Below are 23,188 nucleotides of genomic sequence, written 5' to 3'. Positions count from 1 at the left end.
GAACCCTGCTTTTACGTTGCGTAACCAGCCAGACCAGTCAAGCACTTTCAGCGAATGAACCTAAATCCTCAAGAAATCACCGTCGGCCTTGTAGGTCTTGGCCTGATGGGATGCAGCATTACAACCTGTTTATTAATCGCCGGTCATCCGGTCGTTGCGGTAGCTCCGATTCCCGACGATCTCGTGCACGCGACAAGGCGTATTACAGAGCATCTCGAACAATCCTACCAAAATGGCCTGATCGCCAATTCACCGGCACATTACCTTCAAAACCTGATGATAACCGAACGTTACGAGGAGCTTAGCCCCTGCCGGTTGGTCATTGAGTGCACGATCGAAGACCAGGGAATCAAGGAGTCGGTTTATCAAAAAGTAGAGCGGGTGATTGCGCCCGATGCGCTGTTGACCAGCAACACGTCGGCAATTCCCATCAGCACCCTCCAGAAACTCACCCAGCACCCCAAGCGGTTTCTGGGGCTGCATTGGGCCGAACCGGCGCATACCACCCGGTTTCTTGAAATCATCTGCGGAGATGAAAGCGATCTTGCCCAGGGTGAATACCTGTACGCCCTGGCTCATCACTGGGCCAAGGAGCCGATTCTGGTTCGAAAAGACATTCCCGGATTTATTACCAATCGCCTGATGTATGCGATGTACCGCGAGGCCATTAGCCTGGTCGAAAATGGCTACGCTACGGTTGAAGATGTGGACCGCTCATGCCGAAACAACGCCGGGTATTTCATGACCCTGGTTGGGATTTTCCGGTGGATGGATCTAACGGGGGTTCCCGCCTATCATACGGTTATGAAGAATCTGTTGCCGACGCTCAACAACAGTACGGAGGTTCCTAAACTGATCGATGACATCGTCAAAAGCGGGGGTAAAGGAATTGCGAACGCAAAGGGTTTTTATAACTATACCCCGGAAGAAGCCCGACTTTGGGAGGAAACGTTTACGAAATTCAGCTACGAAATACGTAAAGTGGCCTTGCAATACCCGGCGGATTATGTACAGCAAAAACTGATGGAGAAAGGCTAATCCTGTTGATTTCAAGCCATCAGAAAGGATAACCGGACAGCAATATTTGCAGATAAGAACAAAAAACCGGGGTCAGTACAGGATCATAACGAAACCCATCCTGAGATCAACCGCCGAACATACTCCTGAACCTCTTAAACTATGAAAAATGTGTATCTAAGTCTGGTCCTCCTGTTTTGCGGGGTAACGTTACACGCCCAGCCGTCTTCGTCCGGGAAAGTCTTTCGGGCCGGGGCCGCCACCAGTAACATTTCACCCAAAATAGGAACGTCCAATAACGGTAATTTTCAGGATGTTACCATCAGGAGCATTCATGACGAAACCCATGCGCGCAGTATTGTGCTCGACGACGGTCAGACTAAGCTCGCCATTGTGGTTTCGGACCTGTGCATGGTATCCCGGGAGATTGTCGATGAAGCCAAACGCCGGGCCAGTGAAGTTACAAAAATCCCGGTGGCCAACATGATGATGTCGGCCACCCACACGCATTCGGCGGGCACGGCCTGTGCCGTTTTCCAGAGTAAGCCGGATCAGGAGTATGTCCGGTTTCTCAGCGAGCGCATAGCGGATGCCGTGATCCGGGCCCACTACAATCTGGCACCGGCAAGAATCGGATGGGGAGTAGGCAGTGAGCCGTCGCAGGTTTTCAACCGGCGCTGGCGAATGAAACCGGGAACCCGCATCATCAATCCATTTGGCAAAGAAGATCAGGTGAAAATGAACCCCGGTATTGGTAACCCGAACCTGCTGGAACCTGCGGGGCCAACCGATCCGGAGCTTCCCATTATTTCTATCCAGACGGCTGACGGCCGGCCGCTGGCTTTGCTGGCTAACTATTCCCTGCATTATGTAGGAGGCAACGGCCCCGGAGAAGTATCGGCGGATTACTACGGAATGTTCGCCAGACGCATGAAGCAACTGCTTGCCAGCGAAGACCAGGACCCCGCGTTTGTAGCCATCATGTCCAACGGGACAAGCGGGAATATTAATAATATCAACTTCGGAGGGAAAGCGCCGGACCCGGCAAAACCGTATGAACGGATGCGGACGGTTGCGAATGTCGTTGCGGCAGAGGCATTTAAAGTGTATCAAAACATCCGGTATCAGGACTGGGTATCCCTGTCGAGTTTGCAAAAGGAGATTGCGCTGAAAGTCCGCAAACCAACAGCTGACGAGGTGGCCCGGGCCAGAGATATTATTTCGAAAGCCCAAAAGCCGGTCATGACTTCGCCGGAAGAAGTCTATGCCCGGGAAACGCTGGATATGAAGGACTACCCGGATCAGGTGAAACTGATTTTACAGGCCTTCCGGATAGGAGATCTGGCCATTTCTGCCATTCCCTGTGAGGTATTCGTAGAAATAGGGCTGGACATTAAGAAAAGAAGCCCGTTCAAACCCACGTTCAGTATTTCACTGGCGAACGGCTACAATGGGTATCTGCCTACCCCTGAACACCACAAATTAGGAGGGTATGAAACGTGGCGGGCCAAATCGAGTTACCTGGAGGTGGATGCGTCCAGGCAGATCACAGCGTCTTTATTTGAGCTTTTCGATACACTCAAAAATACGAATCCGTGAGATCAATGACCTTGACACGAAAAGAATTTTTGAGATCAGCGACACTCGCTACGGCCGGTTTGCTGGCCATACCGTCGTCCTTTGCCGTAGCGTCTCGTTCCGTTAAAAAGCAGGCCCTTGCCCTCTCCCACTTTCCCGACAGGCTTCACGCGTTTTTATGGAGAAACTGGGGTCTGGTGCCTGTTGACCGGCTTGCAGCCGTGACCGGAGCGAAACCCGCAGATATTCTCAAACTGGCTGCCACAATCGGGCTGCCCGAGGCAAAGCCGGTTTCTCCCGATCAGATGCAGCGCAGTTACCTGACGGTAATCAGACGTAACTGGCACCTGTTGCCCCGGGAGCAAATGCTCGAATTGCTGGGATGGACAGACGAGGAGCTGACGTTTACTTTGCAGGAAGACGATTTTTTCTATATCAAACTGGGGAGCCTCAAACCTGACTGTGAACCCATCCGGTTTAGGGCTTCATCGGTGGAGATCCAGAAAAAGGAAAAGTGGCTGTTGGATGTGATTCGCGAAGAGTTCAGGACGGGGTTGCCCCAACACCGCGAGCCGCTTTTTCAGTTTGTAAAAGAATTGTCGAAAGCGCCGGAAAATACCGTAAAACAACGCCCGTCGGGTTTTTCGCCCAGGTTCGGCTATGCCTATTTTGCTCTCTTCGGAGATCCCCTTTTACAACCCGACATCGACCCGTACCCCGAGGGTTATCTGGCTCAAATGGCGGCCTCGGGCATGGACGGAACCTGGTTGCATATTGTACTCTCCAAACTGACCCCCTTCCCCTGGGACCCGGCATTGAGCGAGCATTGGGAACAGCGGCTGGAAAATCTGGGAAAACTGGTCAGCAAGGCCGGAAAGCATGGAATTGGAATTTACCTGTACCTCAACGAGCCCCGCTTTATGCCGCTCGCATTTTTTGAGAAACATCCTGAACTCAAAGGTGTGCAGATCGGTAATCAGGCAGCGCTTTGTACAAGCCACCCTGCGGTTCAGAAATACCTCGTCGATTCCATGGCTACGATCACTTCCCGCGTGCCCGGTCTGGCCGGTTTCTTTTCCATTACCGCATCGGAGAACCATACGCACTGCTGGTCGCACGGAAAAGGTGCCGAATGTCCGCGCTGCTCCAAAAGAAGCCCTTCAGCGGTTATTGCCGAATTGAACCAGCTTTATCTAGAGGGTATCAATCAGGGGATGGCCGCCCATACACAGCAAAAAAGCCCCGCCCTAATCGCCTGGGATTGGGGCTGGCAAAACGGCTGGGCAGAGGAGATCATTCCTGCGTTACCTAAACGTGCCGCGCTCATGAGCGTTAGTGAATGGGACCTTGAAATCAATCGGGGCGGAGTGAAAAACAAAGTAGGAGAGTATTCGATCTCATCCGTCGGCCCGGGGCCGCGTGCGCTGCGGCATTGGGCAATTGCCCGAAAAAACGGACTGAAAACCATCGCGAAAATCCAGGCAGGCTGTACCTGGGAAATTGCGGCCGTCCCCTACATCCCCGCGCTGGAAAACGTGGCGCGTCATGCCGAAAACCTGCGCACTGCTCAGGTCGATGGCCTTATGCTGGGCTGGACGCTGGGCGGTTATCCGTCTCCCAACCTTGAAGTCGTGGCCGAAATGGGCAGCAGTAGCACCATCACCGGTCAGGAAGCGATGCATAAAGTGGCAAAACGCCGGTATGGTGCTGCCGGTGAAGCGGTAACGAAGGCGTGGCGGCAATTCAGCAAGGGGTTCAGCGAATTCCCGTATCATGTCGGGGTCGTGTATTCGGCGCCTTTGCAGGCAGGACCGTCGAATTTGCTGTGGTCGAACCCTACCGGCTATAAAGCGAGTATGGTCGGTTTGGCGTATGATGATGTGGACAGCTGGCGCGCCAATTACCCGGTCGAAACGTTTATTTCCCAGATGCAGAAAGTGGCAGACACCTTTCAGGATGCACTGGCCCGGCTACGACAGGAAACCGACGGTTTGAATTTGCCGGCACCGGTTCGAAAAGCGCTGACCGACGAAACCGGGGTGGCCGAAACGCTGGCAATTCATTACAGCAGTGTGGCTAACCAGACCTCGTTTGTCGTGGCGCGGGACAAGCTGGGCGGTGAAAAAGATAAGCGAAAAAGGGCCGAACTCGTTGCGTTGCTCGAAGGAATCCTTCGTCGGGAAATAACCCTGGCCAAGCGGATGGCGCAGTTGCAGGGCGACGACAGCCGGCTGGGCTTTGAAGCGTCCAACCATTATTTCTACGTCTGCAATGATCTGGCCGAGAAAGTAATCAACTGCCGCGACCTGTTGGACCACTGGCTTCCGGAAGTGGCAAAAGCGTTGTAATTGATCTGCGTTTTTCGGCGGACATGGCGTTTTGAAGTGACATTTAGTGGCATATTTTCAGGCGGATGGGCGGTTTTTTACCCCTATGCTGCCCAGGGGTAGTATTTCCTTCTCAACGAAATACTACCTGTCCCGCAGCCTGTTTTTGACATACTATAAACTAAACCGCAACCGTAGAATGGAGGAGAAATCATTACAGATGCTTTGGGCCTCAATGCCGTTCTTTTGTAGGGCGTGGGCCGTCTCACCCGATCCTTCGCCAACTAAAACCGTCAGGCGTTTTAGCGCAAAAGACCTGAGCGGCTGATACAACTTCGTCCAGCACCGGAGAAAGGGTCTGGCTCTTACGACGGTTTTCTCCGAAGAAACAAGAATTGATTCCTATCTCGGGTGAGGAATAGGCCGCATCAGCGGGTCAATGATGGAAGCGATTTGTCAGAAAAGTAACATTAAGTGCCTTGAAATAGGTTTTGCAGTGCTATCCATTTTCACGCTTCCCAAGTCCTTACTACCATGTCTAATCAGAAAAAGCCTTCGCGTTCCGCTGATGAGCCAGGCTTACACGGGTTTATCCCATGTAGCTTACCGCACACAGCCAGCGGATTTGAAATCGGTGCATTCATACCCACCGAGAGAGTGATTTGTTAACAGACTCCATCTAACAAAACCTCCAACATTATGGGAAAAGCATTACACGCCAGTACGCTGGTGGCTAAAATCGTGCGGGCTATCTTCTTACAGGCTATGTGTATGGTCTGTCTGGTCAGTGCCTATGAGGTATCCGGCAAGCAACTACTGTCAAATCGTATAGCAGCACCGTTAGCAAAAGGCGAGCGGAAGAATACCGGTGCAATGGAAATTATGGAGCCTATTCCGCAAGCGGGCAGGCAGCTCGTGCGTGGAATGGTTCGGGATGAAAAAGGGGCGGGACTTCCGGGGGTCAGCGTCATCTTAAAGGGCAGCATGACGGGTACGACGACCGATGGAAACGGGAATTTTTCTATTGATGCAGTCGACGAAACATCTGTCCTGGTTTTTTCTTTCGTAGGGTATCTGACGCGCGAAGTAACCGTCGGCAACCAGTCGCAGATGGATGTAGCTTTGAGCGTCGCTCCCACCTTGCTGGACGAACTGGTTGTGGTAGGCTACGGAGCCCAGAAGAAGGTCAATCTGACCGGCGCCGTGTCGACCGTTACGTCCGAAGTGCTCGAAAGCAGGCCCATTACCAACCTGGGTCAAGGGTTACAGGGGACAATCTCTAACCTGAATATCAACCAGGCAAGCGGCTCACCGGGACAGGGAACAACGTTCAACATTCGCGGCAATACGTCAATCAATGGAGGCTCGCCGTTGGTTTTGGTCAATGGAATCCCAATGGACATTAACCTGTTGAGTCCTAATGACATTGAAAGTGTAACCGTGCTGAAAGACGCGGCCTCCGCTGCGATTTACGGGGCCCGTGCTGCTTACGGGGTGATATTGGTCACGACCAAAAGCGGTAAGAAAAAAGACCGGCCCAGTGTTGCCATTTCATCCATTATCACCTCCAACGCTCCCACCACCCGGATCGACTTCATCGACACCCGCGACCGGATCGCCTATATGAACGAAGCCTACATGAGGGTGAATGGCCGTAATTACTATGACGATATTACCGTTGCAGCGATGATGGCGCATTACAATGACCCGACCAAACCGCAGGCCATCATTCACCCTTCCAATCCAAACGAATGGACAGGCGTAGCCAATACCAACTGGGAGGAAATCCTGATGAATAAAAACTATCCGATGCAGCAGCACTCGGCCAGTATTTCGGGAGGTTCAGAAAAGTTTGATTACTACAGCTCCTTGTCGTACATCTACCAGACCGGGTTGACAAACAAGGAGTTGTTCAAAGAGCGGTTCAATCGTTACAACCTGATGACTAACCTGAATTACGAGGTGACCAACTGGCTGAAACTGGGGGTAAAGATATCGGTCAATAACAGCAAAAAGCAGTATCCTCCCAACGACGCCCATTTCAGGAACTCTTACCCCGAGAACGGTACCATTTACCAGACCAATGTTTATTCGACCCAGCCCTTGTACGATCCCAATGGTAAATGGACGCACGAGGGATCAATCGCCAACCCTGCGCAGTTTATCAAGGAAGGCGGCCAGCAAACCCGGAAAGTCAATGATGTCTGGCTTACCGGAAAAGCAACCATCACCGCCGTCCGGAATACCACATTCAATATTGATTATTCTTTTAACACAAAGAGTACCAGTGAAGCGTCGCACCTGGCCCTTGTTCCGTTCTATAACGCTGCGGGCGAAGCATCGGGTTACTACGGCGGCTCCAACCCCAACCGGGTTAGCAGGACAAGTTACGACGATACGTACTACGTTGTCAATGCGTACGGCGACTACACCAGAACGCTGGGGAAACATTACGTGAAGCTGCTGGGAGGCTTCAATCAGGAAAATGCTTCCTACGCCTGGATGAAAGCCGAGCGCCGGAATCTGATCATCAACGACGTGCCCTATATGAGTCTGGCTTCCGGTGAACGGTTTGCAACGGACGGGCTCGATGAGTATGCAATCCGGGGCGCTTTTGCCCGTCTGAATTACAGCTACGATGACCGGTATCTGTTTGAATTTAACGGTCGCTACGACGGTACCTCCAAGTTTGTCAAGAGCGATCGTTTCGCCTTTTTCCCTTCGGTTTCTATCGGGTGGCGACTGGATGGCGAACCCTTCTTTTCGGGCTTGAAAAAAAAGGTGGACCTGTTGAAGTTTCGCGCTTCGTACGGAGCGCTTGGTAACCAGAATGTAACGGGGTATTATCCCTATATCGCCACATTGAGCGCGTCGGAAGTTCCTTACCTGATCAATGGAGAACGCCCGATGTCGGTGATTGCGCCCGGCCTGGTAAGCCCCCAACTTACCTGGGAAACCGTTACGCAGGCGAATCTCGGGGTGGATGTTGCCCTGTTCAGAAACCAGCTGAACGCTTCCTTTGACATCTACCGCAGGGATACCCGGGATATGCTGACCAAATCGCAAACGCTTCCGGCCGTGCTGGCGGTGACAGAACCCCAATCCAACGCTGCGGACATGAAAACGTCCGGTTTTGACCTAAATATTGAATGGCGCGACAGGATTGGGGAAGTACGTTACGAAGCAACCCTCATTCTGTCCGACTATTCGGCCAGGATCACGAAATACAGCAATCCTTCCGGGCTGATCTCCGATTATTATGTAGGACACAAACTTGGCGAAATATGGGGGTTGACCACGGGTGGCTTGTTCCAGACCGACGAGCAGGCCATTGCCCTCGACCAGTCCAACATCAACGGACGAAAACGGCAGGCGGGTGATCTTTGGATGGTGGATCTGAATGGCGACGGAAAAATCACGCGCGGTGCCCAGACGCTCGGTAATCCGGGCGATATGAGCGTGATCGGAAATAGTACGCCCAGGTATAGTTACGGCTTTCGTACAAACTGGAAATGGAAGGGTATCGACCTCGATGTATTTTTTCAGGGCGTCGCCAAAAGGGACGTTAATTTGACTCAGCTATTCTACCTCACCCAGTATTCGAACGAGTGGGTAGGAATCTCCAAAACCGCCATGGATTACTGGTCGCCCGAAAACCCGGACGCGTTTTTCCCAAGGCCGATCATTTCGGGGGCTGCGGATGTCACGGCAACCCAGACACGGTTTATACAGAATGGAGCGTATCTGCGATTGAAACAATTGTCGCTTGGCTATACGATCCCGGTCAGTATCAGCAAAAAAGTCGGCATGGAGCGGGTCAGGGTATTTTTCACAGGGAGCAACCTGTGGACCGCCACCAGAATGATCAACATCTCCGACCCCGAATTGCCCGGGCCGAGCTCCTATCCGCTTTATAAATCCCTTTCTCTGGGAGCTAACATCAATTTCTAAACCCATTAATGAGCCTAGCAATGAAAAAGATTCTTTTTACAGGACTGCTTTCTGCTTTTCTTTTGACCGGGTGCAACGACGATTTTCTTGAACGCTTTCCCGAGGACAAGATCAGCGATGGGAATTTCTGGAAGACCGGCGCGGATTTCAAGATGTATGCCGCCCAGTTTTATCCCAATTTATTTGATGCAAGATTAGCCTGGTATTCACTGGACAATTTCAGTGATAATCAGGTGCCAAGCAGCCGGAATCCCTATACCTGGGGCGAATATCCAATTCCTTCGTCGGGAGGAGGCTGGGACAAAGCAGACTGGCTTCCGATCCGGAAGGTCAATTATGCACTGGGCCGGATCGCTGGTGTTCCCGAAGATGCCAACTTAAAGCTGGCTCATGGAGAGTTACGGTTTTTTCGCGCTTTTTTCTACTTCGATAAATTGAAAAAATTTGGGGAAGTTCCCTGGATTGAAAAAAGCCTGGATACCGAATCAGAAGCCCTGACAGCCCCCCGGGATTCGCGTGAGACGGTAGTAAATAATATGTTGGCTGATCTGGATTTTGCGATACAAAATCTTCCCGAAACCTCCGGCGAGGATAGGGTGACTCAGTTTGCCGCGCTGACCTTGAAGGGCGACATTGCACTTTATGAAGGCACTTTCCGGAAGTACCACAAAGTAGAGGGCAACCATCAGGACCTTTTAAAGAAAGCCGCGGACGCATACGAGAAGGTCATCAACTCGGGGCGTTTTCAGGTCTGGTCGACCGGGAACCCGGAAAAGGATTATTTCGATCTGTTTGTCCAGTATGAACTGAAAGGAAACCCGGAGGGGATTCTGGTGCAGCGCTACATCACCGATAAACGGATGCACAATAATGTCCGTCAGTTGGGAGAACCGTATACGGGTTACAGTAAAGATTTTGTGGAATCCTACTTATGTACCGACGGATGGCCTATTGCATTGAGCCCGCTCTACAAAGGCGACGCCAATTTTGCCGACGAATTCGTTAACCGCGACCCGCGAATGCAGCAATCCATTTACCAGACCAAGCGGCCCTACCGGATTTTTGATGACGGGTCGATCACCTACAAGCCGATGCCCGAATTCCAGAATAATTATTGTCCCACCGGCTATTTCATTTTAAAAGGCTACAGCCCGTATGAAAGGGACCGGCTGCCCAGCACATCGACAACCGATGATTTTATCTTCCGCTACGGGAAGCTCCTGGTTTCCTATGCGGAAGTGAAAGCAGAACTCGGCGAATGTACACAGGCGGTGCTGGACAAAACCGTCAATGCCCTGAGGGACCGGGTCAGAATGCCGCATCTGAAAACAGAAGTAGGCTTTATCGATCCCAACTGGCCCAACTGGGGGATGGCGATATCACCTCTTCTGAATGAAATCCGAAGGGAGCGCCGTCTGGAAACGTGTGCTGAGGGAATTCGCTGGGACGATTTGGTCAGATGGAAAGCAGGCAAGTTGCTGGAAAATCCCAAAGTAATTCAGGGTGCCAAAGATCCGGCTACAAAAGCCAACCGGGTTATTTATCCGGGTGTTGACGCCCGGAAGTGGACCGACAAGCTGTATCTCTACCCGATTCCTTTGCAGGAGACAGCGCTCAACCCCAACCTGACGCAGAATCCTGGCTGGTAGTTCAACGGGGTGACCAGACTTCGACCCTTCGGAACAGCTCCCGGGCGGCAACGCGAGAATATTCCGGGAAGTGTAACGGGTTACTGAAGGGCGCTTATCATTCTTCCAGATATAACGTAGTTGAAACAAAGAAAAATATGGACAGTCGAAGGAGCTTTATCAAGAAATCGCTGGTTGCAGCATCCGTTACCGGGCTGGGGCAGGCAGCAGGAACGGGCAGGAATACGGCAGCGGAGCCTTTGCCTTTTAAGGAAAATCAGAAAGAACAAAATCCAACCCGGGCTGCTTTCGCGGAAAAAGACATTACGCCTGCCATCGGTATGGAGCAGCCCGGAGGCTATGGAAAAGTGTTCCATACGCACGTCCACGACCCCTGTAAAGTACGTGCTTCGGTATTCCAGAATGGCACAGACACTATTTCGGTCGTTTCCGTCGATGCCTTGATGGTATCTGCATCCCTGGTGGCCTCGGCCCGGAAAAGAATACAAGCCCAGACCGGGATTCCGGCCGATGCGATCCTGATCTGTGCCACGCATTCCCATTCATCCGGTCCGACCGGAATGATCCAGCCGGGAGAATTTGACTGGGCCGACAGCCTGATCAAGGGGTTGGCCTATGATAAATCATCCTGTGCCCATGTGGGCTACCTCGAAACCATCGAGAACCAGATTGTGGCTGCCGTGTCGGAGGCTCATGGCAAATTGGCCGGGGTAGAAATAGGTGTCGGACGCGGGGTGGAAGACCAGGTGGCCTTTAACCGCAGGTTTTTCATGAAGAACGGCCTGACATTCACCCATCCCGGCCAGCTCAACCCGGATATCGTCCGGGCCGCCGGGCCGATAGACCCCGAAGTGGGTGTGATCGGCGTTTGGGACAAAAACGATACGTGTATCGGGTGTTTGGTCAATTATACCTGCCACACTACGACAAACCCAGGGGGCATATCGGCCAATTGGGTTTACTACCTTGAACAAACCATTCGTGGTGCTTTTGGGCCGGAATGCGTGGTCGTGTTTATTCAGGGCGCGGCAGGGGATGTTACCCAGGTTGACAACCGGAATAAATTTGCCCAGCGTCAGGGGGAGCGATGGGCGCGCTTTGTCGGTGCGCGGGTCGGCGCCGAAGCCGTGAAGGTGCTGCTGGACATGCCGCGCGGTACGCTTACACCCCTGGCCTACAAGGTTCACCGGGAAAATATGAAACGCCGTCTTCCTGCCCCGCAGAAAGTAAAAGAGAGCCTCGCGCTGGTCAGGAAGAGTCCGGAGGAAATCGGAGCAACCAAGTGGATTTTTGCAAAGGAGACGGTCATGCTGGACGCAAAGGCTAAAAAGGCCCCCACGGTTCCCGTGGAGATTCAGGTAATTCAAATCGGGCCGGTCGCCATTATTGCTAACCCGTCGGAATATTTTTGCCAGTTTGGTCTGGATATCAAAGTCAACAGCCCATTCGAATACACCTTTATCTCGATGCTGGCCAACGGATGTGTCGGATATGTACCGACCCGCGAAGCGTTCGCGCCGGGCGGGGGTGGCTATGAAACCCGCCTGACCTTATACAGCAATCTCGAAGTAGGGGCTGGCGACCGCATGGCTTTCATCGGGATCGATCTGGCCCGGCAGCTAAAACCCGGCGAAGCACCCGTCGGCCCAAAAGCCCCGGCCTTTGGTGGCAAGCTCTGGGAATATGGAAGTGTAGCGCCCGAGCTGGCCTAATCTGCCGCTTTCGATATCAGGTTTCTAAATAAACAGGTAAACACCCCTAGTCAGTTGAAATGAAGATACGTGTTTTTTTAATTACCGCCCTTTGTTTTGCCTTCGCCTTGAAGCCGAAGCACGGTATCAGTCCGGGCCCCCGGGCCGACTCGCTTCGACTGCAAAAGGCAATGGAAAGTTTCCGTCTGGAAGAAGGATTGAGCATTGAACGGGTGGCCTCCGAGCCGCTTGTGATCGACCCGGTTGCGTTTGCCTTCGACGAGCGAAACGAGTTGTATGTTGTTGAAGATCGAGGATACCCGGATCCGATCGACGGATCGAAAGCGCCCGCAATTGGCCGCATCGCGCTTCTGCGCGACACCAATCAGGACGGAACGTATGACACACGCCACGAATTTGCCGAAGGGCTGACCTATCCCAACGGTATTTTGCCCTGGAAAGGCGGAGTTTTCGTAACCTGCGCCCCGCATATTTACTATTTCAAAGACACAGACGGGGATGGCCGTGCGGATATCAAAGACATTGTTCTGACGGGTTTTAATTCGGACAAAACAGCTCAGATCAGGATCAGCCACCCAATCCTGGGGCTCGACGGCTGGGTGTATATTACCAGCGGTCTGAACAGCGGAACGGTGACCTCGCCGAAACACCCGCAACGGGCGGCCGTCAGCTTTACATCCGCCGACGGCCGGTTTGATCCCGAGACGTTTGTTTTCGAAAATGCAGGTGGCCGCAGTCAGTTTGGGTTGGCTTTCGACCCTTTTGGCCGACGGTTTGGTACGTCCAACCGGCATCCTGTGATGCAGATGATGATTGCCCCCTGGGAGCTGAAAAGAAACCCTTCCCTGGCGTTTACCGAAACGTATCAGAATGTATCGAATGTGGAGGCCAATGCCAGGGTAATGCCGATCAGCAAGGCGGTGACGACCGCCGAATTTATCCCTAAACTTATGGGGCTTTCGCATACCGGCACATTTACTTCCGCCTGCGGACTGCTCATCTACAATGGCGACCGGCTGACCGACGCGCACAAGGGGAATGTCTTTATCTGTGAACCGGCGCAAAACCTGGTGCAACGCCAGTTGATCAGTCCGGCGGGGGCAGGCTTTCGATCGGAGGTGGCAGACCCTAACAAAGAATTTCTGGCTTCGACCGACGAATGGTTTCGGCCCGTATTCCTGACGCACGGCCCCGACGGCTCCCTGTATCTGGCCGATATGTACCGGAAAGTGATTGACCATCCGTCATATGTTCCCGAAGAAGCCCGTCACCTGCTGGATTTTGAGAGTGGAAAAGCCGACGGGCGGTTGTACCGGATTTTCAAAAAGGGCCAACCCGTGCGGCAGTCACGTACTGATTTCGGGAATTCAGGCCAGGTGCTTTCTGCCCTGGACTCGGATAATGAATGGCAGCGCCAAACCGCCTTCAGAATCATCCTGCAACATAAAAACGCGGACTACGTGCCTGGCCTGAAGCTGCTGGCAACCGGTTCGTCGAGGGCCGAATCCAGGGCGGCTGCGTTGTGGCTGCTCCACCATTTGCAGGCGCTCGACCGGGAACTGGTTCAAAAGCTGCTGCAAGACCCTTCGGCTGGCGTTCGTGAACAAGCCGTGAAGCTGGCCGGACACGTCAGTCCGGATGAAGCGGTCATCAGCGGCTTGCTGGCTCCCGTGGCGAAAGATACCGATAAGCGGGTACGGTTCACGGCTGCGCTGGTGTTGGGCAACTGCAAAACGCAGGTTTGTCTGGAGGCTCTGGCGAAAATTGCAGCGATGGACGGAGAGGAAAAATGGACCCGCAATGCCGTGTTGAGCGGAATTTCCGAACGATTGCCCGAGTTTCTGGCTGCGTTCAGGAAACAAAAAGCAAAGGATGCCCGTGCCTATGCGCTGGTGATGCAGGAAATGGGACGCTTGTTTGGAAACGCGGCACCGGTACAGGCCTGCCAGACCTTGCTGGTCGAAACGCTGGACAAGAACGCCGGAGAAGACTGGCGGGTGGCCACAATCCTGGGGCTGGCGGAAGGCGTGGTCAAAAGAAACGAATTCAGCGGCACCGGAAAGACCGTGTTACTGGCCTTGCTGGCAGGCACTTCCGAAAAGTCTGCGGTAACGAAAATGGAAGCTTTTATGGCAACGATGAATACCGTGGCGCTCAGAAAAGATCTTCCGCTTTCAGTGCGGAAAGACGCCGTAGCGTTGCTGGGGTTCTACGACTTTCAAAAAGTGAAGCCAACGCTTGCCAAAACCCTGAATGCCCAAAACCCGCCGGAGCTTCAAATTGAAACGGTATCGGCTTTGACCCGACTGGCAAAGGCGGAGGGCGCTACCCTGTTGACCCAGCGGACTACCTGGTCGGGCTATACACCGCGTGTGAAAAGCGCCGTCGTGGCTGCATTAGTATCCAATTCGGAGTTTATCCCCGTTTTGTTCAAGGCCATAGAAGGGAAGGCCGTCGGAGCAGCCGAGATTAGTTCGAATGACCGGCAGCGGCTGATGAACCACAAAGATCAAGCGGTCAGCAGGCAAGCCACGACCTATTTTGCAGAACTCGAATCGGGAGGCCGAATGAAGATGTACCAGGCTTTTCGGGCCAAACTGGGTGAACCCGCCGTAGCAGCGCAGGGGAAAGAGGTCTTTCGGAGAACCTGCTCGGCCTGTCATAGCCATTCGGAGATGCAGGGAGGAAACGTGGGGCCGGACCTTACCGGTATTCGCAATCAGCCACCGGATGCGATTCTGCTCCATATCCTGGTGCCCAATTACGAAGTGTATCCCGCCTATCAGGCCCTGAACATCGAAACCGTCGAAGGAAATACCTTGACCGGGTGGCTCATTTCGGAAACGGACAATTCACTGACGATACGCACGGCTTTTTCGACTGAGGAAACGATTCTCAGAAAGAACATAAAGACACTGACCAATCCCGGCTTGTCGCTGATGCCGGACGGTCTGGAGCAGACCATGAGTAGCCAGGAATTACTCAATCTGATCGCTTTTTTGAAGTCGTCGGGCGAAGGCTAGAACCCCAGCGATGTTTCCATTTAGCTCCTAAAACCGCTTATAATTCGCCAATCAACTCTTCTTAAACTCCATGAAAACGCTTAACTGTAATGCAGGGCTTTGTACGAATCCGAAGTTCCGGTACGTAATGATATTGCTTTTTATGGTCCTGCAAATGGCCGGGGCCGGGGCGCAATCCAGACAATACGTGCTTCGGGCCGGGGCATCGCTGAGTAATATCACGCCGTTTCTGGATGGAGGGATCGTCGGCAACTTCGGTATTCCGCCCAAGGCCCAATACATCCACGACGAACTTTATGCCAAATCCCTGGTGCTGGATGACGGTCATCAGCAGATCGCGATTGTGATTGTCGATAACCTCCACATTAGCAGGGAAGTGTTCGACTATGCGCGTCAGCTCATTCAGGAAAAAACCGGCATGAAAAAGGAAAACGTCTTAATGGCGGCCACGCATACCCATTCCAGCGTAAGCGCGAGCGGTGTGGACGATGAGCGTATGAATTTCAATTACAACAGACCCCTGGATGAATACCAGACCTTTGTAGCAAAACGGATTGCCGATGGCGTAAGGCGGGCCATTTATCAGAAAGAGCCTGCCGAAATCGGCTGGGGCTCCGTGCAGGTCCCGCAGCATGTCTTTAACAGACGTTGGGTTATGAAGGAAGGAGTTCCGAATCCATTCGGTGGGCAGGATAAAGTCAGGATGAACCCCGGCGTCGGAAATCCGGACCTTCTCCGGCCTGCGGGCCCTACGGATCCAGAGCTGTATTTTGTATCAATACGGGCGCTGGACGGAAGGCCTATCGGGCTGCTGGCCAATTATTCGCTGCATTATGTAGGCGGTGTGCCGGCCGATCATATTACGTCCGATTATTTCGGGGCTTTCGCGGGGTATCTCTCCAGACTGGTAGACAAAGACCAAACCGGCCCCGGATTTGTGGCGATGCTGTCGAACGGGACTTCCGGAAATATCAACAACATTGACTTCAGAGGGCCAGCCCAAAAAATGGGTAATTATCAGAAAATGCAACTGGTCGCCAAAGACGTGGCCGAAGCCGTGTATAAGGGCAGCCAGGAATTGAAGTACAAGACGGACGTGAAGCTGGGCGCAGCGTATAGCGAACTCAATCTTGGGGTGCGTAAGCCGACGCCTGCGATGCTGGCAAGGGCGAAGGAGGTGCTGGCTAATCCCGAAAAGTTGAAACTCCATCATCCACAGGAGCCTACGTACGCCAAACGCATCACGCAGATTCAGGAAAACTGGCCCGACAGGATCAACGTTGTTATGCAGACCCTGCAAATAGGCGACCTGGGAATTGCCGCTATTCCGTTCGAGACATTTGCAGAAACCGGACTGGAAATCAAGGCCAAAAGCCCCTTCAAATCGACCTTTGTAATCGAGCTGGCCAACGGAAGCTACGGCTACCTCCCAACTCCCGAGCAGCATGAGTTAGGCGGATACGAAACCTGGCTCGGTACCAATCGGGTCGAGACCGAAGGGTCTAGAAAAATTGTAAAGCGTCTGCTCGAACAATTCAATGGTATGAAAAAGTGAAGTTTCTCTCCAACAGCAGGGTAAGAAACCAAGAACTGGGACAGTCCGTCGTCTGGTCGCTTATGACAAGTGAACAGGGCGGACTGTCCTATGGGGCCGCAGCGTGTCTGCTCCATGCTCAGATTCAGCCAGGAACTTATTTAGGGGAGCAATTCATTAAAGAAAGCCTCAATAGCCTATACTACCTTGCTTTAGGAAGCAATACCGTACTATTTAATTAAAAAAAAGTACCATTTTCTTGATTCTTGAATGAATAAGCGTATATCTTTGCCAGCACTAACTTAGTGCGTTAAGGGGCATGAGAAAAAACATACGCTGGGCTATTGTCTTTTTACTATTCATTGCAACGGGCCTGAGTTTTCTGGATCGCCAGGTGCTGTCGATTGCCATTCTGAAAATTCAGGAGGAATTTCATATCACGGATGTGCAGTACGGCATGGTCAACACCAGCTTTCTGATCAGCTACGCCATCATGTTTACGCTGGGTGGCTGGCTGATCGACCGGGTGGGCGGCAAAATCGGTTTGGCGCTCTCGGTAGGTGTGTGGTCGGTGGCCAACAGCCTGCACGCGGTCATGACCAGCTTTACGCAACTGCTGACCTACCGCTTTTTCCTCGGCATGGGCGAAGGCGGCTGCTTTCCGGGGGCGGCCTGGACGGTTTACCGCTGGTTCGACAAAAAAGAACGGGCACTGGCCAACGGCATTGCCATCGGCGGATCGGCCATCGGCGCGGTGGTGGCCCCTCCCCTCACCATCTGGTTATCTGCAAATTACGGCTGGCGGGGCGGCTTTCTGATTCCCGGTTTGGTTGGCATCGCCTGGGTTGTGATCTGGCTGCTGATTCCCTGGAAGAAAACCGACATGGCCGTCGAGGAACCGATTAGCACAACCAAACAGGATACCGTACCCTTTCTGACCTTATTGCAAAAACGGCCAACCTGGGTATTTATTCTGATTCGGTTTCTGCTCGATCCGGTCTTTTATTTTATGATGTTCTGGATACCCAAATACCTCAGTTCGGTGCGGGGGGTGTCTTTTGAAGAAATCGGTAATCTGTTCTGGATACCGTTTCTGGCCCTGGGTATTTCCAATGTGATAGGCGGCTGGTTCTCCGGTAAACTGATTGCGGGCGGCTTTTCCATCAACAAAGCGCGGAAAACCGTTATGGGCATTGCAGCTCTGCTGACGTTAGCGGCACCGGCCATTGAATGGGTATCCTCCGTTGGCGTAGCGGTGGGGCTGATGGCGGTTTTCATGTTTGCCCACGGTTTCTGGATTACCAATTACATCACGGCCATTTCGGATATGTTCGGGCAAAAAGCGACTTCCACGGTCGTTGGCTTGTCCGGTACGGCGGGTGCGGTCTCCGGCTTGCTGCTCAATCCACTGATGGGGGTTGTTATCGAGCAGTATTCATACCGGCCACTCTGGATTGCTTCGGGGCTGCTCTATCCCCTAGCCTTTGCGTTGTTGATCTGGCTTATTCCGCGTATTAAACCGCTGTTTGAAGAAGGACAGGCCCATGTAATTCAGGAAGACATTTCAACTCGTATTCCGTAATCAACCAGAGTCTTCCCCTAAGCGGGAAAATTATACGCTCATCAACTTAGTGCGTTAACTAATTAAAAAAAAGAAATAACTTAAATCAAATGGCAAAGGAACTTCTGAACGAAGTAGTGTCCGAAAACGGAGCGGTGTATGCAAAGCGAAAAAAAACACGTCCGCGAATCGGTGTGTTTGGGGTGGGCTACTTCAAATACTGGAGTCAGTTTGAGGGTCTGCTCGACGATATGATGCAAAAGCAGGCGGTTTTGATCCAGAAAATCGAAGCACTTGATTCGGCCGAAATCGTCGATTTTGGTCTGGTCGACGATGCCACCAAAGCCTACGAGATGGTGCCTAAACTCCAGGCAGCCAACCTCGACCTGATTTTCTGCGACATGCTCACCTACGCCACTTCCAGCACGTTTGGAGTCATCATCAAAAGCATCGACGTTCCGATTGTTCTGGTGGCCCTCCAGCCCGATAAGGCAATGGATTACAGCCGGGCGTCCACCTACATGCAGTTGTACAACGATGACATCTGTTCGCTGCCCGAGTTTGCCGGGGTTGCCGTTCGGATGGGTAAAAAAGTACCCGACACCATCATTGGTACACTGCACGACGACCCGGCCGCAGATGCTGAAATTGAAACGTATTGCCGGATTGCCGCCGTACTGCACGATCTGAAAACGTCCCGCATCGGGCACATTGGTCACCCCATCGAGGCCATGCTAGACATGCATTCGGACTCAACCATGCTGACAGCTCACTTCGGTCCGCACATCGTTCAGTGTGAAGCGCACGAAATTGTCTCCCAGTATCAAAAAGCAACCGAGCAGGAAATTGACGCCGTCAAGGAGCGCATTCTGTCTTATTTCGATACACCCGACCCGGTTTCTGACCCTATTTCCGAGAAACTGCGGGATTCCGACCTGTACATTGCGGCCCGGGCGGCTGTGGCGCTGGAAAAATTCATTCAGGTGAAAAAACTGGACGGTCTGGCGTATTACTACGATGGCCCCGACGACAGCGATACGCGGGTGGTCATGTCGAACCTGATCATCGGCAATTCGCTGTTGCAGGGCGCGGGTTTTCCGATGTGTGGCGAATCGGACCTGAAAACCTGTATTGCCATGCTCATCATGGAACGGCTCGGCATCGGGGGCAGCTTCGCCGAATTCCACCCCGTTGATTTCAAGGAAGATTTCGTCCTCGTCGGCCACGACGGGCCACATAACATTGCTATTGCCGACGGCCAGCCCGTTCTGCGTAGTCTGAAAAAATACCACGGCAAACCCGGTTTCGGCGCGGGTGTCGAATTCAAAATCAAGCAGGGACCGATTACCATGCTCAGTATCAGCTCCACGTTTGACGGAAAAATGAAATTCGTCATCGCCGAAGGTGAATCGCTGGAAGGCCCTATTCCGCCGACCGGTAACACCAATACCCGTGGTTTTTTTAAACCGGATGTGCGCACTTTCCTGAAACGCTGGATCAAGGAAGGACCGACGCATCATTTTGCCCTGGGAGTCGGTCACCACGCCGAAACGATTCAGAAAATTGCGGATTATCTGAAAATTGAATCTGTGATTGTGCGATAATTCATCGAGTAAACAAACCCATCTAAACCCTTTTCCTATGAAGTGTTATCTATTCCAACGTCTGCGTCTGCTGGTGATTGGCAGTATGCTGAGCGTTTTAGCCATTGCCTACCAGGCGGCTGCCCAATCGACCGCCAAAGTTACCATTAGCGGAAAAGTAACGGCCGAAGAAGACGGGCAGGCCCTCGTGGGTGCCACCGTTACCGAAAAAGGCACCACCAACGGCACCGCGGCTGATGCGGAAGGCGGCTTCCGTCTGACGGTTTCGCCGAACGCGACCCTCGTTATCAGCTTCATCGGGTATGCCCCGCAGGAAGTAGCCATCGGAAACCGTTCTACCATTAACGTGGCGCTGAAAACCGACCAACAGCAGTTGCAGGATGTGGTGGTGGTCGGGTACGGAACCCAGCGCAAAAAGGACCTGACCGGCTCGATTGTCAACCTCTCCAGCAAGGATCTAGTGCCAGTACCTTCAGCCACGAGCGTCGATCAGATGATGCAGGGCAAGGTAGCCGGGGTGCAGATTTCGCAGACGTCGGGCGCGCCGGGTGGTAACGTCAACGTCGTCATCCGCGGGATCAGCTCGATTACGGGCGGTAACTCCCCGTTGTACGTGGTCGACGGTTATGCCATCGGTACGGGCGGGGGCGGCTCCGACCTGAGTACGTTTGCGTCCAGCTCCTATTCGGCCAGCGGTATTGCCAACAGCAGTTCGGCCAACCGGATTAACCCGCTGAGTACCATCAACCCCTCCGATATTGAATCGATTCAGGTTCTGAAAGATGCCTCAGCGACGGCCATCTACGGTTCGCGCGGGGCCAACGGGGTCGTGATCATTACGACCAAACGCGGCAAGCAGAGCAAACCGACCATCAGCTTCGAGCATTCGACCGGGGTTCAACAACTGGCGAAAAAACTGGACCTCCTTTCTCCGCGTGAATACGCCGAATTCGTGGCCGATGGCCGGGACAACGCCTGGGTATTTTCGGGGGGAAAAGCCTCCGATCCAAACAACATCCGCAGCACGGCCACGCAGGTCAAACCATCCTTCCGCAATCCGGACCAAATATCCGGCGGCACTGACTGGCAGGACGTAATCTTCCGGCCCGGTCTGGTACAGAATTACCAGCTCTCGGCCAGCGGCACCAGCCGGGATGTCGGTTATTATGTCTCAGGCGGTTTCTACGACCAGAAGGGTATTATCATCGGCTCGGACTTCAAGAAATTCACGCTCCGGACCAACATCGACGCCCAACTGAGCCAGCGGCTGAAACTCGGCGCGTCGTTTTCCGGCGCCCATTCGTACGGCAATTTTGCGCGGGCGGAAGGCCACCTGCAACACCGGGGCCTGATCTCGGCGGCTTTAGCCAGCGACCCGACCATTCCGATCTACGACGCCAACGGCAACTATTATTCAGAATTCTCTGACCCCACGGGGATTCCGGTCGAACACCCGCTGATTATTGCCGCCGAGTTTTCGGATAAACGAAACAACACCAACGTATTCACCAACAATTACCTGCAATACGAAATCGCCAACGGCTTGGTGTTTAAGACATCCGTAGGTGTCAACTACTCCAACAACATCACCCGCCTGTGGAAATCCTCGAAAGTCGGGCTGGCTACCAGTCGCAACGGAGCGGCCACTGCCGGGGTAACGGAAGTCAAAAGCCTGAACTGGCTGAATGAGAACACCTTGAATTACCGGCACCGCTACGGTGAAAAGCACGAACTGGACGCCCTGATTGGCTACACCATCCAGAAAAATACCGACGAAATCCTGCAAGCTGGTGCCATCGACTTCCCGACGGATTACGTGCCTTATCTGGCCGCGGGGGCCGTTACGTCCGGTACCAACTACAAAAGCGAGTGGTCGATGCTGTCGTGGCTGGCCCGCGTGAACTATACGCTGGCGGGTAAATACCTGTTCACCGCCACAGTCCGGCAGGACGGCAGTTCACGGTTTGGCCGCGAAAACCGCTGGGGTACCTTCCCGTCGTTTTCGGCAGCCTGGCGTATGTCCGACGAGGAGTTCCTGAAACCGGTTTCGTTCATCAGCGACCTGAAAATCCGGGCCAGCTACGGAATTTCCGGGAACAACCTGATTCCCAACTACGCCAGCCAGGGCTTGCTCAACATCTCGCGCCACGTCACCGGCGGTAACGTGATTTCGGGCGTCGTGCCCAGCAGTCTCGCCAACAGCGTGCTGACCTGGGAGCAATCCGTACAAACCAACCTCGGCCTTGATCTGGCCCTGTTCAACAACCGCCTGTCGTTCGTCTTTGATGCGTACCGGACCCACAAAAAAGACCTGCTGCTGAACGTCATTCTGCCCGCAGCCTCCGGTTTCAGCAGCTCGCTTCAGAACATCGGGGAAATCGAAAACAAGGGAATTGAGCTGACGATCAATTCGGAGAATATTCGCAAAGGCGGTTTTCAATGGAATACGGATTTCAACATCAGTTGGAACCGCAACAAAGTGCTGGCCTTGAACTCCGAAACTGCCCGGCTTCAAACCTCCGATTACCAGGTAGCGCAGGTGGGGTATCCGATTTCCAGCTTCCGCTTGCTCAACATTCTGGGCGTATTCCAGAACCAGGCCGAGGTGGATGCCAACCCGAAACAGCACCCGCGCGTACAGCCCGGCGACTACAAGTATGAAGATGCCGACGGCAACGGCACCATTACCCAGAACGACCGCACGATTGTGGGAACACCCTGGCCGGATTTTACGTGGGGATTGGGTAACCGGTTTTCCTACAAAGGTTTCTCGCTGAACATCAGCCTGAACGGGTCGCAGGGGAACGAAATTTATTATCAGGGTGGAGAAATTATACAGAACGGAGCCGGGGTTCAAAACCAGTTGAGCCTCGTGGCAGACCGCTGGAAATCAGAAGCAGACCCCGGCAATGGTATAATATCACGCGCCATCCGGAACGACTACGCCTTTGGGTTCGGCGCCGGAACAACCAAGAATCTGTTCGACGGCTCCTATATCCGCGTCCGGAACGTCAACCTGGCGTATGCCTTCCCGCAACCGCTGGTCAGCAAGCTGAAGGTACAGGCCGTTTCTGTCTACCTGGACGCTACCAACCTGTTTACGTTCACGAAGTATCCCGGTTATGATCCAGAGGGAACAACCACGGGTGACAACATCGCCCGGAGCGGGATTGACTTCTACGCCTACCCGAATCCGCGCACTTACACGATCGGTTTGAGAGCGACCTTTTAA

At 53.2% G+C, this 23,188-nt stretch carries 11 protein-coding genes; all 11 read left to right on the top strand.

Annotation, left to right across the window (positions count from 1 at the left end; all coding sequences use genetic code 11):
* Nucleotides 1-54: 54 nt before the first annotated feature.
* The 11 genes from LX87_RS26490 (at nucleotide 55) to LX87_RS26435 (ending at nucleotide 23,188) form a co-directional block, all read left to right on the top strand.
* The gene (locus LX87_RS26490) at nucleotides 55-1,038 is read left to right on the top strand and encodes a 3-hydroxyacyl-CoA dehydrogenase family protein (protein ID WP_111631334.1); all 984 of its coding nucleotides are present in this window, start codon (nucleotides 55-57) and stop codon (nucleotides 1,036-1,038) included.
* A 141-nt stretch (nucleotides 1,039-1,179) separates the two neighbouring features.
* Nucleotides 1,180-2,616, top strand: coding sequence for a neutral/alkaline non-lysosomal ceramidase N-terminal domain-containing protein (locus LX87_RS26485; protein WP_111631333.1), 1,437 nt, complete (start codon nucleotides 1,180-1,182; stop codon nucleotides 2,614-2,616).
* 5 nt (nucleotides 2,617-2,621) lie between these two features.
* Complete coding sequence (locus LX87_RS26480; RefSeq protein ID WP_229310828.1) at nucleotides 2,622-4,943, top strand: hypothetical protein; 2,322 nt, start codon at nucleotides 2,622-2,624, stop codon at nucleotides 4,941-4,943.
* A 678-nt stretch (nucleotides 4,944-5,621) separates the two neighbouring features.
* On the top strand, nucleotides 5,622-8,873 hold the full coding sequence (locus LX87_RS26475; RefSeq protein WP_111631332.1) for a SusC/RagA family TonB-linked outer membrane protein: 3,252 nt from the start codon (nucleotides 5,622-5,624) through the stop codon (nucleotides 8,871-8,873).
* A 20-nt stretch (nucleotides 8,874-8,893) separates the two neighbouring features.
* Entirely contained in the window at nucleotides 8,894-10,522 is a 1,629-nt protein-coding gene (locus LX87_RS26470) for a RagB/SusD family nutrient uptake outer membrane protein (protein ID WP_111631331.1), read from the top strand.
* A gap of 137 nt (nucleotides 10,523-10,659) precedes the next feature.
* Nucleotides 10,660-12,234 carry a hypothetical protein gene (locus LX87_RS26465; protein WP_111631330.1) on the top strand — a complete coding sequence of 525 codons (1,575 nt, stop codon included), beginning with the start codon at nucleotides 10,660-10,662 and terminating at the stop codon, nucleotides 12,232-12,234.
* 59 nt (nucleotides 12,235-12,293) lie between these two features.
* Nucleotides 12,294-15,257 (top strand): PVC-type heme-binding CxxCH protein, encoded by a 2,964-nt coding sequence (locus LX87_RS26460; protein WP_111631329.1) that lies wholly within the window; start codon nucleotides 12,294-12,296, stop codon nucleotides 15,255-15,257.
* A 127-nt stretch (nucleotides 15,258-15,384) separates the two neighbouring features.
* Nucleotides 15,385-16,812: a neutral/alkaline non-lysosomal ceramidase N-terminal domain-containing protein gene (locus tag LX87_RS26455; RefSeq protein WP_211325377.1), complete on the top strand. Its 1,428-nt coding sequence runs from the start codon at nucleotides 15,385-15,387 to the stop codon at nucleotides 16,810-16,812.
* A gap of 298 nt (nucleotides 16,813-17,110) precedes the next feature.
* Entirely contained in the window at nucleotides 17,111-18,373 is a 1,263-nt protein-coding gene (locus LX87_RS26445; RefSeq protein WP_111631327.1) for an MFS transporter, read from the top strand.
* Nucleotides 18,374-18,462: 89 nt separating this feature from the next.
* Nucleotides 18,463-19,956 carry an L-fucose/L-arabinose isomerase family protein gene (locus LX87_RS26440; protein WP_111631326.1) on the top strand — a complete coding sequence of 498 codons (1,494 nt, stop codon included), beginning with the start codon at nucleotides 18,463-18,465 and terminating at the stop codon, nucleotides 19,954-19,956.
* 37 nt (nucleotides 19,957-19,993) lie between these two features.
* The gene (locus LX87_RS26435) at nucleotides 19,994-23,188 is read left to right on the top strand and encodes a SusC/RagA family TonB-linked outer membrane protein (protein ID WP_111631325.1); all 3,195 of its coding nucleotides are present in this window, start codon (nucleotides 19,994-19,996) and stop codon (nucleotides 23,186-23,188) included.

Origin of the sequence: Larkinella arboricola (assembly GCF_003259745.1) — a bacterium.
GTDB classification, from domain to species: Bacteria; Bacteroidota; Bacteroidia; order Cytophagales; family Spirosomataceae; genus Larkinella; species Larkinella arboricola.
The sequence above is the reverse complement of the archived record's forward strand: the minus strand, read 5'-3'. Positions and strand labels throughout refer to the sequence as shown.